Origin of the sequence: Pseudomonas sp. DSV-1 (assembly GCF_035830915.1) — a bacterium.
Lineage (GTDB): Bacteria > Pseudomonadota > Gammaproteobacteria > Pseudomonadales > Pseudomonadaceae > Aquipseudomonas.
On the sequence record NZ_JAYMYG010000001.1, the window covers coordinates 4,316,087 to 4,338,011 of the forward strand.

Here is a 21,925-nt window from a genome sequence, read left to right on the forward strand (position 1 = left end):
TCACCGACTGGCTGGCACCATCGAGAAAGGCATCATGGAACTTATCCGCCGCCCCATCGAACGCCAGATCATGAGCCTGACCGGGCTCTCCCTCGGCCAGCTCGACCTCGAAAACCCCAAGGGCGATCCCGGCCTGTTTGGCCCGGACTCCATCAGTTGGCAGGTACATGGTGATTTCACCAGCATGCTGATTGGCGGCATCAGCGCCTTGATGCTGCAAGCCTTGCACCCACTGGCCCTGGCCGGGGTGTGGGACCACTCCAATTTTCGTCAGGACATGCTGGGTCGGTTACGCCGCACCGGGCAGTTCATTTCTGGAACCACTTTCGGTGCCACCGGTGATGCCAACTGGCTGATCGACAAGGTGCGTACCATCCACCTGCAAGTCACCGGCACCGGCCTCGATGGTCGCCCCTATGCCGCCAGCGACCCCGAATTGTTGACCTGGGTGCATGTGGCAGAGGTCAGCAATTTCCTCGCCGCCCACTTGCGCTATCGCAACCCCCATTTATCCGGTGCAGATCAGGATCGTTACTACGACGAAATAGCCATGATCGCTGAACGTCTGGGCGCTACAAACGTTCCGCGCTCACGCCAGCAAGTGACCGACTACCTCGAGGCAATCCGTCCACAATTGCTGTGTGATGAGCGTAGCCACGAGGTGATTCGCCTGCTGCTCAATGCTCCCTCCCCCAGCCTGCTGGCCAAACCCTTTGGCGCGCTGATGATGAAGGCCGGGATTGATTTGCTGCCTGACTGGGCCAGCGATCAACTGGGACTGCACCAGCGTCCTCTGATTCGCAAGCTGGTGCGGGCCGAAGTGAACAGTACGGCGCCGATCCTTCGCTGGGCCGTGCGCAATGGCTCCGTGCAACGAGCACGGCGGCGCATGGGGCTGAGCAACAAAAGCCTGTAGTCGCTGCCGAGGAACGCAGGCTGCGATACAACTGCAACGACCAATCTGACGGACTGTACCGATGCAATCGCAGCCTGCGGCAGCGACTACACCCATGGGTGAATTTCATGCCACCATGCCCGCCTGACTCCGAGCACAACACTCCAAGAATAAAGAGGACTCTAGCAATGCAAGATGTCGTAATCGTTGCCGCTACCCGCACTGCCGTTGGCAGTTTTCAAGGCTCCCTGGCCCATGTACCCGCCGTGGAACTGGGCGCTGCGGTCATCCGCCAGTTACTGGTGCAAACCGGGCTGGATGGCACTCAGGTCGACGAAGTAATCATGGGCCAGGTACTGACCGCCGGGGCCGGGCAAAACCCTGCTCGCCAGGCTGCAATCAAGGCCGGGCTACCCTTCGCGGTTCCTGCCTTGACCCTCAACAAAGTCTGCGGCTCGGGCCTCAAGGCCCTGCACCTGGCCGCCCAGGCGATTCGTTGCGGCGATGCAGAGGTGATCATTGCCGGCGGCCAGGAAAACATGAGCCTGTCCAACTACATCATGCCCGGTGCCCGCACCGGCCTGCGCATGGGCCACGGCCAGATCGTCGACACCATGATCAGCGATGGCCTGTGGGATGCGTTCAACGACTACCACATGGGCATCACTGCAGAGAACCTTGTGGATAAGTACGACATCAGCCGTGAAGCGCAAGACGCCTTTGCTGCCGCCTCGCAACAAAAAGCCACGGCAGCTATTGAAGCCGGGCGCTTTGTCGATGAGATCACCCCCATCCTGATCCCGCAGCGCAAAGGCGATCCGATCGCTTTCGCCACCGACGAACAGCCTCGCGCAGGCACCACTGCCGAGTCGTTGGCCAAGCTTCGTCCCGCCTTCAAGAAGGACGGCTCCGTGACCGCGGGTAATGCATCCTCACTCAATGACGGCGCAGCCGCAGTGATGCTGATGAGTGCCACCAAGGCCAAAGCCCTTGGCTTGCCGGTGCTGGCCAGGATTGCCGCCTACGCCAACGCTGGCGTAGACCCGGCCATCATGGGTATCGGTCCTGTGAGCGCCACTCAGCGCTGCCTGAGCAAGGCAGGCTGGAGCCTTGAGCAACTGGACCTGATCGAAGCCAACGAAGCGTTCGCGGCACAAGCGCTGGCAGTGGGCAAAGAGTTGAACTGGGACGCGAGCAAGGTCAACGTCAACGGAGGGGCTATTGCCATTGGCCACCCGATTGGAGCGTCGGGCTGCCGTATCCTCGTCACCCTGCTCCACGAAATGATCAAGCGCGACGGGAAAAAAGGCCTGGCAACCCTGTGCATTGGCGGTGGCCAGGGCGTGGCACTGGCGATCGAGCGGGAGTAACCGCACACCCTGTGGGAGCGGGCTTGCTCGCGATGCAGACTACTCGGTCTGTCGGTCAAGCCGCGCGGATACGATCGTGAGCAAGCCCGCTTCCACACTGAAGTTTCGTACACCCTATTCTGCTAAACTGCCGCGCCTTATCTATCCCCCAAGGCGCATGGCATGTCTTCCTTGAATCAGGCGCTGCGCGCCGCCCTCGATAACCGTCACGACCTGTTGGCCGAGCTGCATGCTCAGGGCACTGACTGCTATCGCCTGTTCCACGGCAGCCAGGAAGGCGCTGGCGGACTGACCATCGACCGCTACGGCCCGCAACTGCTGGTGCAAAGCTTTCATCAGCGTCTTGAGCGCGATGATTTGCTGCAACTGCATGACGCGATCAATCGTCACTTGGGCCTCGACCTGTTGCTGGTTTACAACGACCGCTCCCAGGGCAATTCACGCATTGATCGCGAAGATACCGTGTACCGCGCTGAAGATGCCGCACTCGAAGACACCGTCGGCCACGAATGGGGGCTGAAGTACCGCGTGCGCGGGCGCCATGCCGGGCAAGACCCTCTGTTGTTTCTCGATCTGCGCAACGCTCGCGGCTGGGTCAAACAACACAGTGCCGGCAAAAGCGTACTCAACCTCTTCTCCTACACTTGCGGCGTGGGCCTGAGTGCGGCTGCGGGTGGCGCCCGTGAAGTCTGCAATCTCGATTTCGCCGAGGGTAACCTCGCGGTGGGCCGGGAAAACGGCCTGCTGAACCCTCAATTGCCCAAGATGAAGTTCGTGCAGTCCGACTATTTTGCAGCCATCCGCCAACTGGCCGGCTTGCCGATTATTCAACGCCGCCACAAGCTGCCCGCCTACCCGCGACTGGATCAACGTGAATATGATCTGGTGTTGCTTGACCCCCCTGCATGGGCCAAAAGCGCATTCGGCACAGTCGATCTGCTGCGCGATTACCAAAGCCTGCTCAAGCCTGCGGTGTTGACTACCGCCCCGGACGGCGTGCTGATTTGTTGCAACAACCTGGCGAAGGTCAGCATGGACGACTGGCGCGAACAGGTTTTGCGCTGTGCCGAGAAGGCAGGCCGCCCGGTTCGCGACTGGCAAGTATTGACCCCGGCCAGTGACTTCCCGTCCCAGGATCAGCAGCCACCGTTGAAAACCTTGATCCTTCAGTTTTAAAACATCCTCTGAGTACAGCGTTCGTCTCGGAACCAGAAACGCGTGCCATACTCAAAGGCACTCCGACTGCTATAGACGACGCCCTACATGCTCAAAGGATTGATCCGCGCCATCGGCGCCGTGCTGATTGCTATCGCGCTGTACAGCGTGCTTGGCTTCCTGATTCTGCCGGGCATTGGCCTGCGCATCATCAACCAGCAGCTTGCCAACTACGCCACGGTGCCCGCCAAACTCGACCGGCTGGAATTCAACCCTTTCAGCCTGGAGCTGACACTGTGGGGGTTCAGGACCGGCGAACCAGGCAAGGAACAGATCGGTTTTGAACGGCTGTACGTCAATCTTCAGCTCGACAGCCTGTGGACAAAAGCGTTGCACCTGGCTGAAGTCCAACTGGAAAAGCCCAAGACCGAGGTGCTGTTCAACAAGGATGGCTCACTCAATCTGACCCAACTGTTCAAGTTGCCGGCCAGCGAACCTGCCCCGAGCGAACCCGACAGCAAACCGTTCCCTGTGCGCCTCGACAGCATCAAGCTGGCTGACGGCTACCTGCACTTCACCGATATGCGTCCCAGCGAACCCATTGAATTTTTGTACGACTCAATGGACCTGGAGCTGAAAAACCTCAGCACCCTGCCCGATGACAACGCCGACATGACCCTGGTAGCTGTCGGCCCGGCGGGCGGGCGTATTGACTGGAGCGGCACGTTAAGCCTGGTGCCGATAGCCTCCACCGGCAAACTGAAAGTTACCGATGGCCAGATGAAGGTCTGGTGGCCTTATGTACGCGATGCCCTGCCACTGGTACTGGAAGATGGCGTGCTGAATTTCAGCACCGATTACAGCCTGAACCTGTCCAAAGAAACCGAGATGGTGCTGACCAATGCCTCGGCCAGCATCGCTCCGTTCAAGATCAACGCTCCAGACGGGCGCCCCCTGGTACGACTGGAGCGCCTGGATGTCAGTGACACCCGCGTGGATCTGGCCAAGCAGCAAGTCGTCGTCGGCAAGATCAACAGCCGCAACCTCGAAACCTGGGCCACCCGCGAGAAGGATGGCCAGCTTGATTGGCAAAAACTGTTTACCACTCCAGCCACAAAGGCACCGTCCAAAAAAGAACAAGTCGTCACGGTTGAAGCACCAAAATCAGCACCCGTAGCACCGGGCAAGCCCTGGGAAGTGCTGCTTAAGAATGTTGAATTACGCGACTATCGCGTACACCTCGCCGATAAAGAGCCCAAAACCCCGGTAGCGCTGGATATCGGTCCGCTTAACTTGAATCTGCAGAACTTCGACAGCCTGAACCGCTCGCCCTTCACCCTCAAACTGGATACCGGTGTGGGCAAGCAAGGCAAGCTTGACGCCAGTGGCGACGTCAACCTGAGCCCGGTGAGTGCCAGGCTCAAGGTTACAACCAAGGACATCGACCTGCGTATCGCCCAGGCCTACATCGACCCGTTCATACGACTTGAACTGCGCAGCGGCATGCTCGGCAGCGACCTGGCGGTTAATCTCAAAAGCACCGAGCCACTGGCCTTTACCGTAGAGGGCCGTGCACAGGTCGATCAACTGCACACGCTGGACACACTCAAAGACCGCGACTTCCTCAAGTGGCAAAAACTGGTGCTGGAGGACGTGAAATACCAGCACGGCGATAGCTTGTCGGTGACCAGGGTCAACTTCGAGAAGCCGTACGTGCGCTTCATGATCAACGACGACCGCACCACCAATATCGATGACCTGCTGATCCCCCAACCGGCAGGCAGCACCGCCAAGAGCACCGCCAGCAAGGACAAGCCGCTGGGCATTCACATAGGCGCGATTGCGATCAACGACGGCTCGGCCAACTTCGCCGACTTCAGCCTGACACCCAACTTCCAGACAGCCGTTCAACAGCTCAACGGACAGATCGGCACCATCGATAGCCGCAATGCCAAGCCCGCCCCGGTGAATATAGCGGGTAAGGTCGACCGTTATGCCCCGGTGACCATCAAGGGCAGCGTCAACCCGTTTGACCCGATGGCAAGCCTGGATATCGCCACCAGCTTCAAGCGTGTCGAATTGACGACATTGACGCCCTACTCCGGCAAATTTGCCGGCTACCGTATCCGCAAGGGTCGGCTGAACCTTGATCTGCACTACATGATCACCAAGGGTCAGCTCAAGGCCGAGAACAAACTGGTGGTCGAGCAATTGCAGCTCGGGGAGAAAGTCGACAGCCCCGATGCGGTTGATCTGCCGATCAAACTGGCAATTGCTTTGCTCAAAGACACGGACGGCAAGATCTCCATCGAACTGCCGATCAGCGGCGACCTTAACAACCCGCAATTCAGTGTGATGCCCATTATCTGGCAGACCGTGCGCAATCTGGTGCTGCGTGCCGCCCAAGCCCCCTTCAAGTTCATTGGCGGCCTGATCAATGGTGGTGGTGCCGAAGACCTGGGCACGGTTTCATTCGCGCCAGGATCAAGCGAGCTGAGCCCGGAGGCGCAAAAAGCGCTGACCACCCTGGCCCAGGCGTTGAAAGAACGCCCCGCCTTGCGCCTGGAGATCGAAGGGACTGCAGCACAGAGCAGTGATGGCCCTTTCATTGCGAAAGAACGTCTTGAGCGCGAGTTCCAGTACAACTACTACAAGATCCTCCAGCGCCGTGGTGACAAAGTCCCGGCCAAGGCGGGTTTGCTGACCGTGCCGGATGATGAGAAAGGACCGTTGCTCGAAGGCATCTACCGCACCCGTCTCAAACAGCAGCCGCCTGCAGAATGGAAAGACCTGAGCCGTGACGAGCGCGCGGCCAAAATGACCGATGCATTGATCGACTTCTGGAGCAAAAGCGAAGTGCTGTTGCGTCAACTCGGCCAGGACCGCGCAAGCAGCATCAAGGACTTCCTGGTGGACAAAGGCCAGTTGGCTGATGAGCGCGTGTACTTTATCGATGCCACGTTGGGTGAAGCAGAGAGTGATGGCCGGGTGATTTCGCCTCTGCATCTGGATAGCGAGTAAGCGTGCCGGCAAAACCTGTAGTCGCTGACGAGGCAAGAGGCTGCGATTAAGGGCACCACCACAAGGTCGGGGCTGCTACGCACCCCATCGCAGCCTCGTGCCTCGTCAGCGACTACATATTCAGCAGAAATAGAACAGCCCCCGACGCAAGCGCCGAGGGCTGTAATGGCCACATCCATATGGCCGTCGCATGAACCTTGTTTCAAAGCCTGCGGGCGTACTGCTCAAATCACCCGCTGCGGCTTTGTTTCCCCCGGTTCTACGAAATGAGGGGTGTTTATTCGGCTTTCAGGCCATCAGCCGAGACAGCTTTAACGCCTTTGATCTTTTTGGTGATAGCAACAGCGATGTCTTTTTGAGCTTCGGTCACTGGGACCATCGAGGAAAGGGAAACAACACCTTTGTTTGTCTCAACTTTGATATCGGTGCCCGGAATGCCTTTTTCAGTCACCAGGTCAGCTTTCACTTTGGTGGTGATCCAGGTGTCAGAAGTGGCTTCCTTGGCTTTAGTTACTTCGCCAGCAGCGACGACCATCGGTGCCTGTGTAGTCGCTTGAGCAGCAAATGCAGCGTTGGCCATGGTCAGGGTCAGAGCGGTGGCAGTTGCAGCAGCGATAGCGAACTTCTTCATACGAGTAACTCCTGTCTTCTTTAAAATCTGCGCCGTCTTATGGCAGCAGGGTTATCTCTACTATTGCAGGGCCTGTGCCAACTTTTTAAGATAAATTAATCCTTATAAATCAATGACTTACTATTTATCTCCACAATGGAGATCGTGCAGAATGCATGACGCCCTGCAAATTTGCATGCAAGTTGCGGGTTTCCACTCATGGCCTATCGCCCATTGGCGCTGACTTTTCGTCGCCCATAAAAAAAGGATCCCGAAGGATCCTTTTTTGTAACGCGGGTATCGGGGGCTATTACGCTTCCGATGCCTTGGCAGCAGCTACGTCCTTGATGGACAGCTTGATACGGCCGCGGTTATCCACGTCCAGTACCAGTACTTCAACTTCCTGACCTTCTTTAAGAATGTCAGTCACTTTCTCAACGCGAGCGTCGCTCAGCATGGAGATGTGAACCAGGCCGTCCTTGCCAGGCAGGATGTTTACGAATGCGCCGAAGTCGACGATACGCTCAACCTTGCCCACGTAGATCTTGCCGATCTCGGCTTCAGCGGTGATGCCCAGAACGCGCTGACGCGCTGCTTCTGCAGCTTCTTTGGTTTCGCCGAAGATCTTGATCGAACCGTCGTCTTCGATATCGATCGAAGCTTTGGTTTCTTCACAGATTGCACGGATGGTCGCGCCGCCTTTACCGATGACATCACGGATTTTGTCGGTGTCGATCTTCATCGCAATCATGGTCGGAGCGTTGGCCGACAGTTCGTTGCGCGATACGGCAATGATCTGGTTCATCTGACCCAAGATGTTCAGGCGAGCGTCCAGGGCTTGGCCCAGTGCGATCTCCATGATTTCTTCGGTGATGCCCTTGATCTTGATGTCCATCTGCAGCGCGGTAACACCTTTGGCGGTACCGGCTACTTTGAAGTCCATGTCGCCCAAGTGATCTTCGTCACCCAGGATGTCGGTCAGGACAGCGAATTTCTCGCCTTCTTTAACCAGACCCATGGCGATACCGGCAACCGGTGCCTTCATCGGAACACCAGCGTCCATCAGTGCCAGGGAAGCACCACACACCGATGCCATCGAGCTGGAACCGTTGGATTCGGTGATTTCCGATACAACACGGATGGTGTACGGGAACACGTCGGCAGCAGGCAGCATGGCCTGAACCGAACGGCGGGCCAGACGGCCGTGACCGATTTCGCGACGACCGGCGCCACCCATACGACCACACTCACCTACCGAGAACGGAGGGAAGTTGTAGTGCAGCATGAACGGGTCTTTTTTCTCGCCTTCCAGGGTGTCCAGCAGTTGTGCGTCACGGGCAGTACCCAGCGTTGCAACAACCAGAGCCTGAGTTTCACCACGGGTGAACAGAGCAGAACCGTGGGTCTTCGGCAGAACACCTACTTCGATGTTCAGAGGACGAACAGTCTTGGTGTCACGGCCATCGATACGCGGCTTGCCGTTTACGATGTTTTCGCGAACGGTGCGGTATTCGATTTCGCCGAAAGCAGCTTTGACTTCGCTGGCAGAAGGCTGGCCTTCTTCACCGGACAGCTTGGCTACAACCTGATCCTTCAACTCGCCCAGACGTGCGTAACGGTCTGCCTTGACGGTGATGGTGTAAGCCTGGGAGATCGCTTCGCCGAACTCGGCACGGATAGCGCCCAGCAGTGCGGTAGCTTCCGGGGCAGCAGCCCAGTCCCACGTTGGTTTTGCAGCTTCGGCAGCCAGCTCTTTGACAGCCTGAATCACAACCTGGAATTCGTCGTGGGCAAACAGTACTGCGCCCAGCATCTGGTCTTCGGTCAGCTCTTTGGCTTCCGATTCAACCATCAATACGGCTTCCGAAGTACCGGCAACGACCATGTCCAGGCTCGAAGCAGCCAGTTGCTCGTAAGTCGGGTTCAGCAGGTAGCCGGTGCTTTCGTGGTAAGCAACGCGGGCAGCGCCGATCGGACCATCAAAAGGAATACCGGAGATAGCCAGGGCTGCCGAAGTACCGATCATCGCAGCGACGTCCGGATCGGTTTTCTTGCTGGTGGACAGAACGGTGCAGACAACCTGCACTTCGTTCATGAAACCTTCTGGGAACAGCGGACGGATCGGACGGTCGATCAGACGCGACGTCAGGGTTTCTTTCTCGGAAGGGCGACCTTCACGTTTGAAGAAACCGCCTGGGATTTTACCCGCGGCGTAGGTTTTTTCTTGGTAGTGAACAGACAGAGGGAAGAAGCCCTTGCCTGGATCAGCTTGCTTGGAGCCGACAACAGTCACCAACACGCTGACGTCGTCGTCAACGGTGACCAATACTGCGCCGGAGGCCTGACGGGCGATACGGCCAGTCTCTAGAGTAACGGTCGACTGACCGAACTGAAATTTTTTGATAACCGGGTTCACGGTGTCCTACCTTCTTTGTGGCTCTTGGGGAACGGGTTTCTTGCGAAAGTCATGCGCAACATCGGGTATTGACCCGACTCAAGATGCTTACGAAAACAGCCCGCGCGGCAAGCTTTCGTAAGAATCCGGCTAGTCCAGATAAAACTTGAGGCTGGAAGCCTGCCGTACGCCTGCGGAAAATCCGCAAACGCACGACAGACAACCAGCCTCTAGCAACATCGCTATTAGCGACGCAGACCCAGGCGAGCGATCAGCGTTTTGTAACGCTCAACGTTTTTGCCTTTGAGGTAGTCCAGCAGCTTACGACGCTGGTTTACCATGCGGATCAGACCACGACGGGAGTGGTGATCCTTGATGTTTGCCTTGAAGTGACCTTGCAGCGTGTTGATGTTAAAGGTCAGCAGTGCAACCTGCACTTCTGGAGAACCTGTATCACCTGGAGCTTGCTGGTAGTCAGCTACGATTTCTGCTTTGTGTTCAACTGTAAGTGCCATTTGGCTTTCCTTTCAATTAGGGCCTGCTTGCGAACAAGACAGATCCAATAGGCCGAGGACAAATCCTCGTATTTAAAAGTGAGATGTGACCGTGCCTAATAACAGCCACCCTCATTCCAGTCTGCCCCAAGAGTATTACATCCCGATGCAGCCTGGTTTCGGTCATTCCGACCGAATCAGTCGACGCGGCGCGATGCGCCCGTCTTCGCTCACTTCACCGATACCGATAAAGCGACCGTTGTGATCTTGTACTCGTACCATACCGAACTTCGGGGCATCAGGAGCACGAACCGGTTGGCCATTGAGCCAATAGAACGCACTGTGTTCCGAGAAGTGCAGTAATGGCCAGTCCAGCAAGCCACTGTCCGATGGCATAAGGAAGCGATCAACCGCTTCGTTGCCGCCTTCGGCATGCACAGCTTCCAACTCTTCCAGCGTCACCGTTTGGGCCAGGCTGAAAGGTCCTGCGTGTGTACGACGCAGCTCTGCAACGTATGCACCGCAACCCAGTTGCTCACCGATATCTTCCACGAGGGTACGGATATAGGTGCCTTTGGTGCAGTCGACGGCCAAGCGCGCAGTGTCACCTTCGCTGGCCAGCAATTCGAGGCGGGTAATAGTAACAGAACGTGGTTCACGCTCCACCACTTCGCCTGCACGGGCCAACTTGTAAAGCGGCTGTCCGTCGCGCTTGAGTGCAGAGTACATCGGCGGTATCTGACTGATTTTCCCACGAAAACTAGGCAAAACAGCTTCGATATCGGCGCGACCAACGGTCACTGGACGTGTCAGCAAAACATCGCCTTCAGCATCTGCAGTCGTGGTGGTCTTGCCCAATTGCATCAGGGTTTCATAACCCTTGTCGGAATCGAGCAGGTATTGCGAAAACTTGGTGGCTTCGCCAAAGCACAACGGCAAGACACCGCTGGCCAATGGATCTAGGCTACCGGTGTGCCCTGCCTTCTCGGCATTGAGCAGCCAGCGAACTTTCTGCAGGGCCGCGTTGGAAGTGAATCCAAGCGGCTTGTCGAGCAGGATGATGCCGCTGACGTTACGACGGATACGCTTGACCTGAGCCACCGGTTACTCCTTGGTGTCTTCGGGAGCAGTGGCTTCAGGGTGCTGATTGTCTTCAGCCACTGCACGCTCGATCAAAGCGGACAGGTGAGCGCCACGCACGACACTTTCATCGTAGTGGAAGTGCAGCTGAGGAACGCTGCGCAGTTTCATTTCACGCGCCAGTTGCATGCGCAGGAAACCCGCTGCCGAGTTCAGCACCTTGATGCTTTGAGCGATCTCTTCAGCGCTGTCCTCGCCCATCACGGTGATGAAGATCTTCGCGTGACCGACGTCACGGCTGACTTCAACAGCAGTAATGGTGACCAGACCCACGCGCGGGTCTTTGACTTCACGACGGATCAGCTGTGCCAGCTCGCGCTGCATCTGATCGCCAATACGTTGGGTACGGCTATATTCTTTTGCCATGTATTGTTACCTGTTACTCACCCATGGGAAACCCATGCGGTCTGAAAGCGGCAAACGCCCGGCACGACAGAAGCCGGACCGGGCGTTGCGTTTAGAGTCCAGGCCGAGCACTGCGCATTTGCATGCGCGGGCTCGTCCTCGCTCTTGAGGCTCGCGAGTTAGAGGCTGCGAGCAACCTGGACCTTCTCGAACACTTCGATCTTGTCACCGACTTTAACGTCGTTGTAGCTCTTGACGCCGATACCGCATTCCATGCCGGCACGCACTTCGGACATGTCATCTTTAAAGCGGCGCAGGGATTCCAGCTCGCCTTCGTAGATAACGATGTCTTCACGCAGTACGCGGATTGGACGGTTACGGTGAACAACACCTTCAAGCACCATGCAACCTGCAACCGCGCCAAACTTAGGCGAACGGAACACGTCACGGACTTCAGCGATACCCAGGATGTTCTCCCGAACGTCGCTGCCAAGCATGCCGGTAAGGGCTTTCTTGACGTCTTCGATGATGTCGTAGATGACGTTGTAGTAACGCATGTCCAGACCTTCCTGCTCGACAATCTTGCGAGCGCCGGCATCGGCACGCACGTTGAAGCCAAACAGAACAGCGTTGGAGGCCAGTGCCAGGTTAGCGTCGCTCTCGGTGATACCACCAACACCGCCGCCAACTACGCGCACTTGCACTTCGTCGTTACCCAGGCCGCTCAACGCGCCCTGCAGAGCTTCCAACGAACCACGGACGTCAGATTTGAGGACGATGTTAAGCGTCTTCTTCTCTTCCTGGCCCATGTTCTCGAAGATGTTTTCCAGCTTGCCTGCGTGAGCACGCGCCAGTTTCACTTCGCGGAACTTGCCTTGACGGAACAGGGCAACTTCACGCGCCTTCTTCTCGTCAGTCATTACGCTCATCTCGTCGCCAGCATCTGGCGTTCCGTCCAGGCCGAGGATCTCGACAGGGATGGATGGACCGGCTTCCTTGATAGGCTTGCCGTTCTCATCGAGCATGGCACGGATGCGACCGTAGTTGGAGCCGACCAGAACCATGTCGCCTTGGCGCAGGGTACCGTCTTGAACCAGAACAGTTGCAACAGGGCCACGGCCTTTGTCCAGGCGGGACTCAACAACTACACCACGGCCAGGAGCCGATGGAGTGGCCTTGAGTTCCAGAACTTCAGCTTGCAGCAATACGGCTTCGAGCAATTCGTCAACGCCGGTACCCATTTTCGCCGAGACCGAAACAAACGGAGTGTCACCACCCCACTCTTCCGAGGTCACGCCGTGAACGGACAATTCGCTGCGGATGCGATCGAGATCAGCACCTGGCTTGTCGATCTTGTTCACTGCAACAACCAGAGGCACGCCAGCGGCTTTCGCATGCTGAACAGCTTCGATGGTTTGCGGCATTACGCCGTCGTCTGCAGCAACAACCAGAATCACGATGTCAGTCGCCTTGGCACCACGTGCACGCATTGCGGTAAACGCAGCGTGACCCGGGGTATCGAGGAAAGTGACCATGCCGCGTTCGGTTTCAACGTGGTACGCACCGATGTGCTGAGTAATACCACCGGCTTCGCCAGCAGCTACCTTGGCACGACGGATATAGTCGAGCAGGGAAGTTTTACCGTGGTCAACGTGGCCCATTACGGTCACAACCGGAGCACGGGAGAACGACTCGCCTTCGAATTTCAGGGATTCGGCCAGGGAATCTTCCAGGGCGTTGTCGCTTACCAGAGTCACTTTGTGGCCCAGTTCTTCAGCTACCAGTTGAGCAGTTTCCTGATCAAGTACCTGGTTGATGGTCGCTGGAGTACCCAGCTTGAACATGAACTTGATGACTTCGGCAGCCTTGACCGACATCTGTGCAGCCAAATCGCCGACAGTGATGGTCTCGCCAATCTGCACGTCACGAACTACAGGGCCGGTTGGGCTCTGGAAACCGTGGGCGTTACGCTTCTTCAGCTTGCCCTTGCCACGACCACCGCGACGGAAGCTGTCGCTTTCTTCGTCGGAAGTGCGTGGAGCAACACGTGGAGTCGGTGCTTTTTCTTTGACCGAGGCACGATGCGGAGCGTTTTTACGATCGCCGTCACCACTACCGCGACGATTGTTATCGTCTGCACGTGGTTTGTCCGGGCGACGCTGTTCGTCACGCTTGCGTGCATCAGCAGCCGGAGCAGGCGCTGCTGCCGGTGCGGTTTGCACAGGTGCAGGTGCCGCTACGGCTGGAGCTGGCGCAGGAGTAGATGCAGGCTGACGGCGCGCTTCTTCTTCGGCGCGACGCTTGGACTCTTCTTCAGCCTTTTGACGTGCGGCACTTTCTACTGCACGACGTTCATCCATCTCACGTTTGCGCTCGGCTTCGATTTCTTCCGGGCTTTGCTGTACGAAGACTTTCTTCTTGCGTACTTCAACGCTAATGCTTTTGCTGCCAGCAACACGCAGGGTACTGGTGGTTTTACGCTGCAAAGTGATCTTGCGCGGTTCTTCCACTTTAGCCTTGTGGCTGCTTTTCAGGTGAGTCAGCAGAGCTTGCTTCTCACTGTCGGTCACATTCTGCTCGGCGGCGTTGTGCGGCAGACCTGCCTCACGCATCTGCTGCAACAGGCGCTCAACCGGTGTTTTGACCTCATCGGCCAGTTGTTTCACCGTGACTTGCGTCATGCATTTCTCTCCTCAGGCCGCGCCTAATTACTCGAACCAATGGGCTCGGGCGGCCATGATCAACTTGCCGGCACGATCATCGTCAATGCCGTCGATGTCGAGCAGGTCGTCAATAGACTGCTCGGCCAGGTCTTCGCGGGTAATTACGCCGCGCACCGCCAGTTCCATCGCCAAATCCTTGTCCATACCCTCAAGTGAGAGCAGGTCTTCGGCCGGATGGGCGTCTGCCAGCTTTTCCTCAGTAGCGATGGCTTTAGTCAACAGTCGATCCTTGGCCCGAGCGCGAAGCTCGTTGACGGTATCTTCGTCAAAGCCATCGATGTTGAGCATTTCCTCCACCGGTACGTAGGCAATCTCTTCCAGGCTAGTAAAGCCTTCATCAACCAGTACCTGCGCCAGGTCTTCATCGACTTCCAGCTCTTCGATGAAGTTGCGCAGGATGTCGCCGGTTTCTGCTTGCTGCTTAGCCTGGATGTCCGATTCGGTCATCACGTTCAACGTCCAGCCGGTCAACTGGCTGGCCAAACGTACGTTCTGACCGCCGCGACCAATCGCCTGGGCCAGATTGTCTGCGCCAACGGCGATGTCCATTGCATGGGCATCTTCGTCGACGATAATTGCCGCCACTTCTGCTGGCGACATTGCGTTGATCACGAACTGCGCCGGGTTGTCATCCCAAAGGACGATATCCACTCGCTCTCCGCCCAATTCGCCGGACACTGCCTGGACACGCGAACCGCGCATACCAATGCAGGCACCTTGCGGATCAATGCGTTTGTCTTTGGAGCGAACGGCTATTTTAGCGCGCGATCCAGGATCGCGGGAGGCCGCCATCACTTCGATCAGGCCTTCGGAGATCTCTGGCACTTCAATGCGGAACAGCTCGATCAGCATCTCTGGCGCGGTACGCGACAGGATCAGCTGAGGGCCGCGGTTCTCTGTGCGGATTTCCTTGAGCAGCGCGCGAAGGCGTACGCCAACACGGAAAGTTTCACGGGAAATGATGTCTTCACGGGCCAGCAACGCTTCAGCGTTATTGCCCAGATCAACGATCACGTTGTCACGTGTCACTTTTTTAACGGTACCCGAAATGATCTCGCCCAGACGCTCGCGATAAGCATCGACTACTTGAGCACGCTCGGCTTCGCGGACTTTTTGCACGATGACCTGTTTGGCCGTTTGTGCAGCAATCCGACCGAATTCGATAGAATCGATTTTCTCTTCGATAATATCGCCGGCTACAGCGCCTGGCTGTTTCGCCTGGGCCTGGTCAACCGCCAACTCGTATGCTGGATCATCCAGATCTTCGTCTTCGACCACAGTCCAGCGACGGAAAGTCTCGTAGTTACCGGTGTGGCGATTGATTTCCACACGCAGTTCGACTTCGTCCTCAAAACGCTTTTTGGTCGCGGTGGCCAGAGCCAGCTCCAGCGCTTCAAAAATAACGTTTGCCGGTACGCCCTTTTCATTGGACACCGACTCAACAACCAGCAGTACTTCTTTGCTCATCGTACGCCTCGCCTTTCGCAAGCCATTGGATCCGCGGGATCCGCGTCTCAGTCAAAACTGGGAATAATGTTGGCCTTGTCGATCATATCGATCGGCAACAGGAATTCATGGTCTTCAACTTGCACCACAATGTCCTGTTCTTCTACGCCGCGCAGAAGGCCCTGAAAGTTACGTCGCCCTTCGAAAGGCGAGCGCAGCTTGATCCTCACTTGCTCACCGGCAAATTTCGCAAACTGCTCAATGGTGAACAGTGGGCGTTCCATGCCAGGAGAAGAAACTTCAAGGGTGTATTCAACAGCGATAGGATCTTCGACATCCAAAACGCCGCTGATCTGACGACTCACGATTGCGCAGTCATCCACCAGTACGCCGCCTTCCTTGTCGATATACACACGCAACATTGAATGGCGGCCTTGAGCCGAAAATTCAATACCCCAGCATTCATAGCCAAGGGCCACGATCACCGGGGCCAACAAGTCCTGCAACTGTTCTAGCTTGCTCGACACCTGAACCCCCTAGTGCATGTTTGTGCATGCTGTGCAAAATGAAAAAATGGGCGAAGCGCCCATCTCTGAAACGTCGTTGAATACCGACGCTATAAAGTGTCCAGTTAACAAAAAGCCCCTAATAAGGGGCTCCGCTAAAACTGGTTGCGGGAGCCGGATTTGAACCGACGACCTTCGGGTTATGAGCCCGACGAGCTACCAGACTGCTCCATCCCGCGACAAAGCTGGAGCGGAAGTATACGGTTGATCCTTTTCAGGGTCAATCTAACCTTCCACATACAAGAAAGCCCGCTACTGCGGGCATTCTTGATAATTGGTACCGAGAAGGGGACTCGAACCCCTACACCCTATGGGCACAACCACCTCAAGGTTGCGTGTCTACCAATTCCACCACCTCGGCAATACTACGTTACATCATGAAACCCGTTTTACTTTTGCTCTTGAGCTGGAGGTACGTCAGTCGCAGGAGTTGCCGACTTTTGCTCTTGAAGCACCGGAACATCATCTGAAGCCGGCTTTTGCACTGGAACTTCCAACACCGCTGGATTTGGCAAACCTACTTGAGTCAGCTGCTCAGCTTTCTCTTTAGCAAAGTAACCTAACCCTAAGCTGGTTATGAAAAAACCTGCGGCAAGTATAGCAGTAAACTTACTAAGAAAGGTAGAGGAACCTTGGCTTCCGAACACAGTATTTGATGCACCTGCGCCAAAAGATGTTCCAGCATCCGCTCCCTTACCCTGTTGCAGCAAAACCAGGGCAATTACACCCAATGCTGTCAGCAGATGAAACACAGTTACGACGTTATCCAGCATTTTCAGTTTCCTGCGGCACGAATGATCGCACCGAACTCATCTGCATTCAGGGAAGCCCCGCCAATGAGTCCCCCATCGATATCCGGCATGCTGAACAGTTCGACCGCATTGGCCGCCTTCACGCTGCCGCCGTATAGAAGCCGCACACCTTGTGCCACTTCAGAATTCTTTTGCGCCAGCTGTGCGCGAATGGCCGCATGCACATCTTGCGCCTGCTGCGGTGATGCGGTCAGTCCGGTGCCAATGGCCCAAACTGGCTCGTATGCAATCACAGCATTTACAAATGCATCAATACCAAACTCGTCAATCACGACATTCAGCTGACGCGCTACCACTTCAAGCGTTTGCCCCGCTTCGCGCTGCTCCAGGGTTTCCCCTATGCACAACACAGGCGTCAAACCAGAGGCTTGAGCCGCCGCAAACTTGCGATTGAGCGTCTCGTCCTGCTCACCCAAAATCAGGCGGCGCTCCGAGTGCCCCACAAGCACCAGCTTGCAACCTGCGTCCACTAACTGGCTCGATGAAATCTCGCCAGTCAGTGCGCCCTGCCCCGACTCCACCGCAGCATCCTGTGCACCGACCGAAATCGGTGCGCCTTGCAAGCCATTGATCACTCGATCAATAAACAGCTGAGGCGGGAATACTGCAACATCAACATCGTTTGGCAAGACCAGACCACGCAGACCGTCGATCAGCTCAGCGACGCTGGCGCGGGTACCGTGCATCTTCCAGTTACCAGCTACCATAGTGCGACGCATGCTTTACCTCGTCGGTCAAAGTGGGCGCAGATGTTACCCAACCAAATCCGCGCTGGCAAGCCGAATTCAGGCACAAACTTCACTTACCAGCTTTGCCAGCTCGTCGGCGTAGCCGCGAACCATGTTTTCGTCATCGCCTTCGACCATTACACGCACCAAAGGCTCTGTTCCCGACTTGCGCAGCAGCACGCGACCACGACCCTTCATGGCCTCAGTCACACGCGCGCACGCTTCCTTGACCGCCGGGTGCTCAACAGGATTCACGCCGCCAGCAAAACGCACGTTCACCAGAATCTGCGGGCACTTGCGCAAAGCCTGACGCGACTGGGCAAGACTTTCATCGCGACGACGCAATGACAGCAACACCTGAAGCGCTGCGATGATCGCGTCACCCGTCGTGGTGTGCTGGAAGCAGACGATGTGCCCGGAGTTCTCGCCACCCACCAGCCAATCGCGCTCTTGCAGGCCAGCGATGACGTAACGGTCACCCACATTGGCGCGCACAAACGGGATACCCAGGTCAGCCAGCGCCAGTTCAAGCCCAAGGTTGCTCATCAGCGTGCCGACGACGCCACCTTGCAACTTGCCACGCTCGTGCAAATCACGGGCGATGATGAACAGCAATTCATCGCCATCAACTACGGCACCCGTATGATCGACCATGAGAACCCGATCACCATCGCCATCAAAAGCGATGCCCAGGTCTGCACCTTCAGCCACAACGGCAGCCTGCAACTGCCCCATATGGGTCGAACCGCAGTTTTCGTTGATGTTCAGTCCATCAGGCTGGGCCGACAGCACGACGACCTGGGCTCCCAGCTCTTTGAAAACACTAGGCGCAACCTTGTAGGTGGCACCGTGGGCGCAATCGAGAACAATCTTGAGGCCGCTGAAGTTGGTACTGCTTGGCACACTGCTTTTGCAGAACTCGATATAGCGACCCGGAGCATCATTGATACGCGACACTTTCCCCAGCTTGTCAGACTCGACAACCGTCATGGGTGCGTCCAACAACTCTTCAATCATCAATTCAACATCATCAGGGAGCTTGGTGCCGTCCCCGGAAAAGAACTTGATGCCGTTATCATCATGAGGATTGTGCGAAGCGCTGATCACGATGCCTGCTTCGGCATGGAAGGTGCGCGTCAGGTAGGCAATAGCCGGCGTGGGCATAGGGCCCAGCAGCATCACATCAGCCCCGGCAGCAGACAGGCCTGCCTCCAGCGCGGATTCGAACATATAACCCGATATGCGAGTGTCCTTGCCTACCAGGATCCGGCAAGCACCCTTGCTACGAAACGCCATGCCCGCCGCCCAGCCCAACTTGAGCATAAAGTCAGGGGTAATCGGGTAAACGCCGACCCGACCACGAATACCGTCGGTGCCAAAATACTTCTTTGTCATAAGCGCTCCATCATTCTTAGTCGGCGGAATCTACCGCTGCGATCATCCGTACCACATCAACTGTTTCGGCAACGTCATGGACACGCAGAATGCGCGCGCCCTTGGTCATCGCCAATGCCGCAAGAGCCAGGCTGCCATAGAGCCTCTCTGCAACCGGCCGGTTCAGTGTTTGCCCGACCATACTTTTACGTGACACGCCCACCAGCAAAGGTCGACCCAGCGCATGCAGGGCCTCCATATGCTTGAACAGGCTCAAATTGTGCTGCAAGGTTTTGGCAAAACCAAAACCCGGGTCCAGCACGATGCGCTCAGGCCCGATACCTGCCGCCGCACAGCGCGCCATGCTGTCAGCCAGAAACGCCGACACCTCGCCCACCAGATCTTCGTAGTGCGGATTGTCCTGCATGTCGCCGGGCTCACCGAGCATATGCATCAGACACACCGGCAAACCGGTGGCCGCAGCGGCCTGCAAGGCACCCTCACGACGCAGCGAACGCACATCATTGATAAGCCCCGCCCCGAGACGCGCAACCTCAGTCATGACGATTGGCGCGGAGGTATCGACCGAAATAATGACATCCAGTTCCCGGCTTATACGCTCGACAACAGGAGCAACCCGATCGAGCTCTTCCTGAGACGAAACGGCAGGCGCTCCGGGGCGAGTTGACTCACCGCCAACATCAATCAGAGTTGCACCCGCCTCAACCATCGCCTGCGCATGGCGCAGAGCAGCATCCACAGCAGCAAAGCGGCCGCCGTCGGAAAAGGAATCAGGGGTGACATTGAGAATGCCCATAACATGCGTATGGGCCAAATCAAGAACCCGGTTGCCGCAAGGCAACCGGGTCGAGGACTGAACAGAAGTCATTTCAAGCCTTATTGATCAGCAGCAGGGCCGCCGATAGGTGTTTCCGGGCGCTCGGTTTTATCCAGCGTCGGGGCAGTCGGGGTACCCGAGCTACCGTCTTCCCAGTCACGCGGCTCGCGCGGCGGACGACCCGCCATGATGTCGTCGATCTGATCGGCATCGATCGTTTCGTACTTCATCAACGCGTCAGCCATAGCATCGAGCTTGTCACGGTTTTCGGTCAGGATCTGCTTGGCCGTGTTGTAGCACTGATCAATGATGCTGCGTACTTCGGAGTCGATCAGCTTGGCTGTTTCGCCCGACACGCTTGCAGACTGACCACCGCCACGACCCAGGTAAGACTCTTCGTCCTCGGCATACATCAGAGGACCAAGCTTCTCGGACAAGCCCCACTTGGTCACCATGTTCCGCGCAATCTGGCTGGCACGCATGATGTCGTTGGAAGCGCCGGTGGTAACACCGTCGAAACCCAGGGTCATCTCTTCAGCGATACGGCCACCATAAAGCGAGCAGATCTGGCTGATCAGCGCACGCTTGGACAGGCTGTAACGATCTTCTTCCGGCAGGAACATGGTTACGCCCAAGGCGCGACCACGAGGGATGATCGAAACCTTGTAGACCGGATCATGCTCAGGCACTACGCGACCGACGATAGCGTGACCCGCCTCGTGATAAGCCGTGTTGCGCTTTTCTTTGTCCGACATGACCATCGATTTGCGCTCGGCGCCCATCATGATCTTGTCTTTAGCCAGCTCAAACTCTTTCATTTCAACAACACGCTTACCGGTGCGCGCTGCGAACAGGGAAGCTTCGTTCACCAGGTTTGCCAGATCGGCACCCGAGAAGCCCGGAGTACCACGTGCAATCACGCCCGGCTGGACATCATCGCCCATCGGCACTTTACGCATGTGCACCTTGAGGATCTGCTCGCGACCACGAATGTCCGGCAAGCCAACCACAACCTGACGGTCAAAACGACCTGGACGCAACAGCGCAGGATCGAGCACATCAGGACGGTTGGTGGCAGCAATCACAATGATGCCGTCATTCATCTCAAAGCCGTCCATCTCAACCAGCAACTGGTTAAGCGTCTGCTCGCGCTCATCATGACCGCCGCCCATGCCGTTACCACGGTGACGGCCGACCGCATCGATTTCATCGATAAAGATGATGCAGGGTGCGTGTTTCTTGGCTTGTTCAAACATGTCACGAACACGGCTTGCGCCGACGCCCACGAACATTTCAACAAAGTCGGAACCGGAAATCGTGAAGAACGGCACCTTGGCTTCGCCCGCGATTGCCTTGGCAATCAGGGTTTTACCGGTACCCGGTGGGCCAACCATCAGCACACCACGAGGAATACGACCACCCAGGCGCTGGAACTTGCCCGGATCTCGCAGGAATTCGACCAGTTCGCCGACTTCTTCCTTCGCCTCATCACAACCCGCTACGTCAGCCAGAGTCGTTTTGACCTGGTCTTCCGACAGCAGCCGCGCCTTGCTCTTGCCAAAGCTCATCGGGCCGCCTTTGCCGCCGGCACCGCCCTGCATCTGGCGCATCATGAACATGAAGACAGCGATGATCACCAGAATCGGGAAGCTTGCAACCAGCAGCTGAGTCCAGATGCTTTGTTGCTCCGGCAGTTTGCCCTCAACGGTCACATGGTTATCCACCAGGTCACCGATCAAACCGTTGTCCTGAATAGCCGGACGGATGGTTTTGAAGGAGTCGCCATCACTGCGTTTGCCGGTAATCACGTAGCCATCCACGGCAACGCGCTCGACCTTGCCATCCTTAACTTGCTGGATGAAGTCGGAATAGTTGAGGGTTTGTGGCTCGTTTGGACTGGAGAAGTTGTTCATCACTGTCACCAGGACAGCGGCGATGATCAACCACAGGATCAGATTCTTTGCCATATCGTTCAATTAGCTACCCTCTGAAGCAAGCCCCGCTACTGAAGCG

The 21,925-nt window shown here is 56.8% G+C and carries 17 protein-coding genes and 2 tRNA genes; 4 read left to right on the forward strand and 15 right to left on the reverse strand.

What is annotated here, in order from left to right; genetic code table 11:
* Positions 1 to 34 precede the first annotated feature (34 nt).
* The 4 genes from VSQ83_RS20250 to VSQ83_RS20265 all read left to right on the forward strand — a co-directional run bounded on the left by VSQ83_RS20250 (position 35) and on the right by VSQ83_RS20265 (position 6,441).
* A complete protein-coding gene (locus VSQ83_RS20250) occupies positions 35 to 916 on the forward strand; it encodes an oxygenase MpaB family protein (protein WP_219262444.1) in 882 nt (293 codons plus the stop codon).
* 167 nt (positions 917 to 1,083) lie between these two features.
* Positions 1,084 to 2,265 (forward strand): acetyl-CoA C-acetyltransferase, encoded by a 1,182-nt coding sequence (locus tag VSQ83_RS20255; protein WP_219262443.1) that lies wholly within the window; start codon positions 1,084 to 1,086, stop codon positions 2,263 to 2,265.
* A gap of 162 nt (positions 2,266 to 2,427) precedes the next feature.
* Complete coding sequence (locus tag VSQ83_RS20260; protein ID WP_133078297.1) at positions 2,428 to 3,441, forward strand: class I SAM-dependent rRNA methyltransferase; 1,014 nt, start codon at positions 2,428 to 2,430, stop codon at positions 3,439 to 3,441.
* 87 nt (positions 3,442 to 3,528) lie between these two features.
* A complete protein-coding gene (locus tag VSQ83_RS20265) occupies positions 3,529 to 6,441 on the forward strand; it encodes a DUF748 domain-containing protein (RefSeq protein ID WP_326427387.1) in 2,913 nt (970 codons plus the stop codon).
* Positions 6,442 to 6,718: 277 nt separating this feature from the next.
* On the opposite strand, the gene VSQ83_RS20270 is transcribed toward VSQ83_RS20265, so the two are convergent.
* The 15 genes from VSQ83_RS20270 to ftsH form a co-directional block, all read right to left on the reverse strand.
* The gene (locus tag VSQ83_RS20270; protein ID WP_219262441.1) at positions 6,719 to 7,072 is read right to left on the reverse strand and encodes a BON domain-containing protein; all 354 of its coding nucleotides are present in this window, start codon (positions 7,070 to 7,072) and stop codon (positions 6,719 to 6,721) included.
* Between the two features lie 289 nt (positions 7,073 to 7,361).
* Entirely contained in the window at positions 7,362 to 9,467 is a 2,106-nt protein-coding gene (gene pnp, locus VSQ83_RS20275) for a polyribonucleotide nucleotidyltransferase (protein ID WP_133078299.1), read from the reverse strand.
* A gap of 224 nt (positions 9,468 to 9,691) precedes the next feature.
* The gene (gene rpsO, locus VSQ83_RS20280; RefSeq protein ID WP_019825926.1) at positions 9,692 to 9,961 is read right to left on the reverse strand and encodes a 30S ribosomal protein S15; all 270 of its coding nucleotides are present in this window, start codon (positions 9,959 to 9,961) and stop codon (positions 9,692 to 9,694) included.
* A 162-nt stretch (positions 9,962 to 10,123) separates the two neighbouring features.
* Positions 10,124 to 11,041: a tRNA pseudouridine(55) synthase TruB gene (truB, locus tag VSQ83_RS20285; protein WP_133078300.1), complete on the reverse strand. Its 918-nt coding sequence runs from the start codon at positions 11,039 to 11,041 to the stop codon at positions 10,124 to 10,126.
* Positions 11,042 to 11,044: 3 nt separating this feature from the next.
* Positions 11,045 to 11,446, reverse strand: a complete 402-nt coding sequence (gene rbfA / locus VSQ83_RS20290; RefSeq protein ID WP_019825923.1) for a 30S ribosome-binding factor RbfA — start codon at positions 11,444 to 11,446, stop codon at positions 11,045 to 11,047.
* A 158-nt stretch (positions 11,447 to 11,604) separates the two neighbouring features.
* Positions 11,605 to 14,106, reverse strand: coding sequence for a translation initiation factor IF-2 (gene infB / locus VSQ83_RS20295; RefSeq protein WP_133078301.1), 2,502 nt, complete (start codon positions 14,104 to 14,106; stop codon positions 11,605 to 11,607).
* Positions 14,107 to 14,133: 27 nt separating this feature from the next.
* Complete coding sequence (gene nusA / locus VSQ83_RS20300) at positions 14,134 to 15,615, reverse strand: transcription termination factor NusA (RefSeq protein ID WP_019825920.1); 1,482 nt, start codon at positions 15,613 to 15,615, stop codon at positions 14,134 to 14,136.
* 47 nt (positions 15,616 to 15,662) lie between these two features.
* A complete protein-coding gene (gene rimP, locus VSQ83_RS20305; protein WP_019825918.1) occupies positions 15,663 to 16,121 on the reverse strand; it encodes a ribosome maturation factor RimP in 459 nt (152 codons plus the stop codon).
* A gap of 141 nt (positions 16,122 to 16,262) precedes the next feature.
* Positions 16,263 to 16,339 (reverse strand) — tRNA-Met (locus VSQ83_RS20310).
* Positions 16,340 to 16,435: 96 nt separating this feature from the next.
* Positions 16,436 to 16,521, reverse strand: a tRNA-Leu gene (locus VSQ83_RS20315).
* Positions 16,522 to 16,549: 28 nt separating this feature from the next.
* Positions 16,550 to 16,933, reverse strand: a complete 384-nt coding sequence (secG, locus tag VSQ83_RS20320) for a preprotein translocase subunit SecG (protein ID WP_326427388.1) — start codon at positions 16,931 to 16,933, stop codon at positions 16,550 to 16,552.
* 2 nt (positions 16,934 to 16,935) lie between these two features.
* Complete coding sequence (gene tpiA / locus VSQ83_RS20325; protein WP_133078302.1) at positions 16,936 to 17,691, reverse strand: triose-phosphate isomerase; 756 nt, start codon at positions 17,689 to 17,691, stop codon at positions 16,936 to 16,938.
* Between the two features lie 66 nt (positions 17,692 to 17,757).
* Positions 17,758 to 19,095, reverse strand: coding sequence for a phosphoglucosamine mutase (gene glmM / locus VSQ83_RS20330; RefSeq protein ID WP_133078303.1), 1,338 nt, complete (start codon positions 19,093 to 19,095; stop codon positions 17,758 to 17,760).
* A gap of 16 nt (positions 19,096 to 19,111) precedes the next feature.
* Positions 19,112 to 19,963, reverse strand: a complete 852-nt coding sequence (gene folP, locus VSQ83_RS20335) for a dihydropteroate synthase (protein ID WP_219262438.1) — start codon at positions 19,961 to 19,963, stop codon at positions 19,112 to 19,114.
* A gap of 8 nt (positions 19,964 to 19,971) precedes the next feature.
* Positions 19,972 to 21,879: an ATP-dependent zinc metalloprotease FtsH gene (gene ftsH, locus VSQ83_RS20340; protein WP_133078305.1), complete on the reverse strand. Its 1,908-nt coding sequence runs from the start codon at positions 21,877 to 21,879 to the stop codon at positions 19,972 to 19,974.
* Positions 21,880 to 21,925: the final 46 nt, after the last annotated feature.

Excerpts from the sequence above, each read along its gene's own strand:
- VSQ83_RS20250 (WP_219262444.1), top strand. The coding sequence starts at position 35 with ATGGAACTTATCCGCCGCCCCATCGAACGCCAGATCATGAGCCTGACC.
- VSQ83_RS20255 (WP_219262443.1), top strand. The coding sequence starts at position 1,084 with ATGCAAGATGTCGTAATCGTTGCCGCTACCCGCACTGCCGTTGGCAGT.
- VSQ83_RS20260 (WP_133078297.1), top strand. The coding sequence starts at position 2,428 with ATGTCTTCCTTGAATCAGGCGCTGCGCGCCGCCCTCGATAACCGTCAC.
- VSQ83_RS20265 (WP_326427387.1), top strand. The coding sequence starts at position 3,529 with ATGCTCAAAGGATTGATCCGCGCCATCGGCGCCGTGCTGATTGCTATC.
- VSQ83_RS20270 (WP_219262441.1), bottom strand. The coding sequence starts at position 7,072 with ATGAAGAAGTTCGCTATCGCTGCTGCAACTGCCACCGCTCTGACCCTG.
- rpsO (WP_019825926.1), bottom strand. The coding sequence starts at position 9,961 with ATGGCACTTACAGTTGAACACAAAGCAGAAATCGTAGCTGACTACCAG.
- rbfA (WP_019825923.1), bottom strand. The coding sequence starts at position 11,446 with ATGGCAAAAGAATATAGCCGTACCCAACGTATTGGCGATCAGATGCAG.
- infB (WP_133078301.1), bottom strand. The coding sequence starts at position 14,106 with ATGACGCAAGTCACGGTGAAACAACTGGCCGATGAGGTCAAAACACCG.
- nusA (WP_019825920.1), bottom strand. The coding sequence starts at position 15,615 with ATGAGCAAAGAAGTACTGCTGGTTGTTGAGTCGGTGTCCAATGAAAAG.
- secG (WP_326427388.1), bottom strand. The coding sequence starts at position 16,933 with ATGCTGGATAACGTCGTAACTGTGTTTCATCTGCTGACAGCATTGGGT.
- tpiA (WP_133078302.1), bottom strand. The coding sequence starts at position 17,691 with ATGCGTCGCACTATGGTAGCTGGTAACTGGAAGATGCACGGTACCCGC.
- glmM (WP_133078303.1), bottom strand. The coding sequence starts at position 19,095 with ATGACAAAGAAGTATTTTGGCACCGACGGTATTCGTGGTCGGGTCGGC.
- folP (WP_219262438.1), bottom strand. The coding sequence starts at position 19,963 with ATGACTTCTGTTCAGTCCTCGACCCGGTTGCCTTGCGGCAACCGGGTT.
- ftsH (WP_133078305.1), bottom strand. The coding sequence starts at position 21,879 with ATGGCAAAGAATCTGATCCTGTGGTTGATCATCGCCGCTGTCCTGGTG.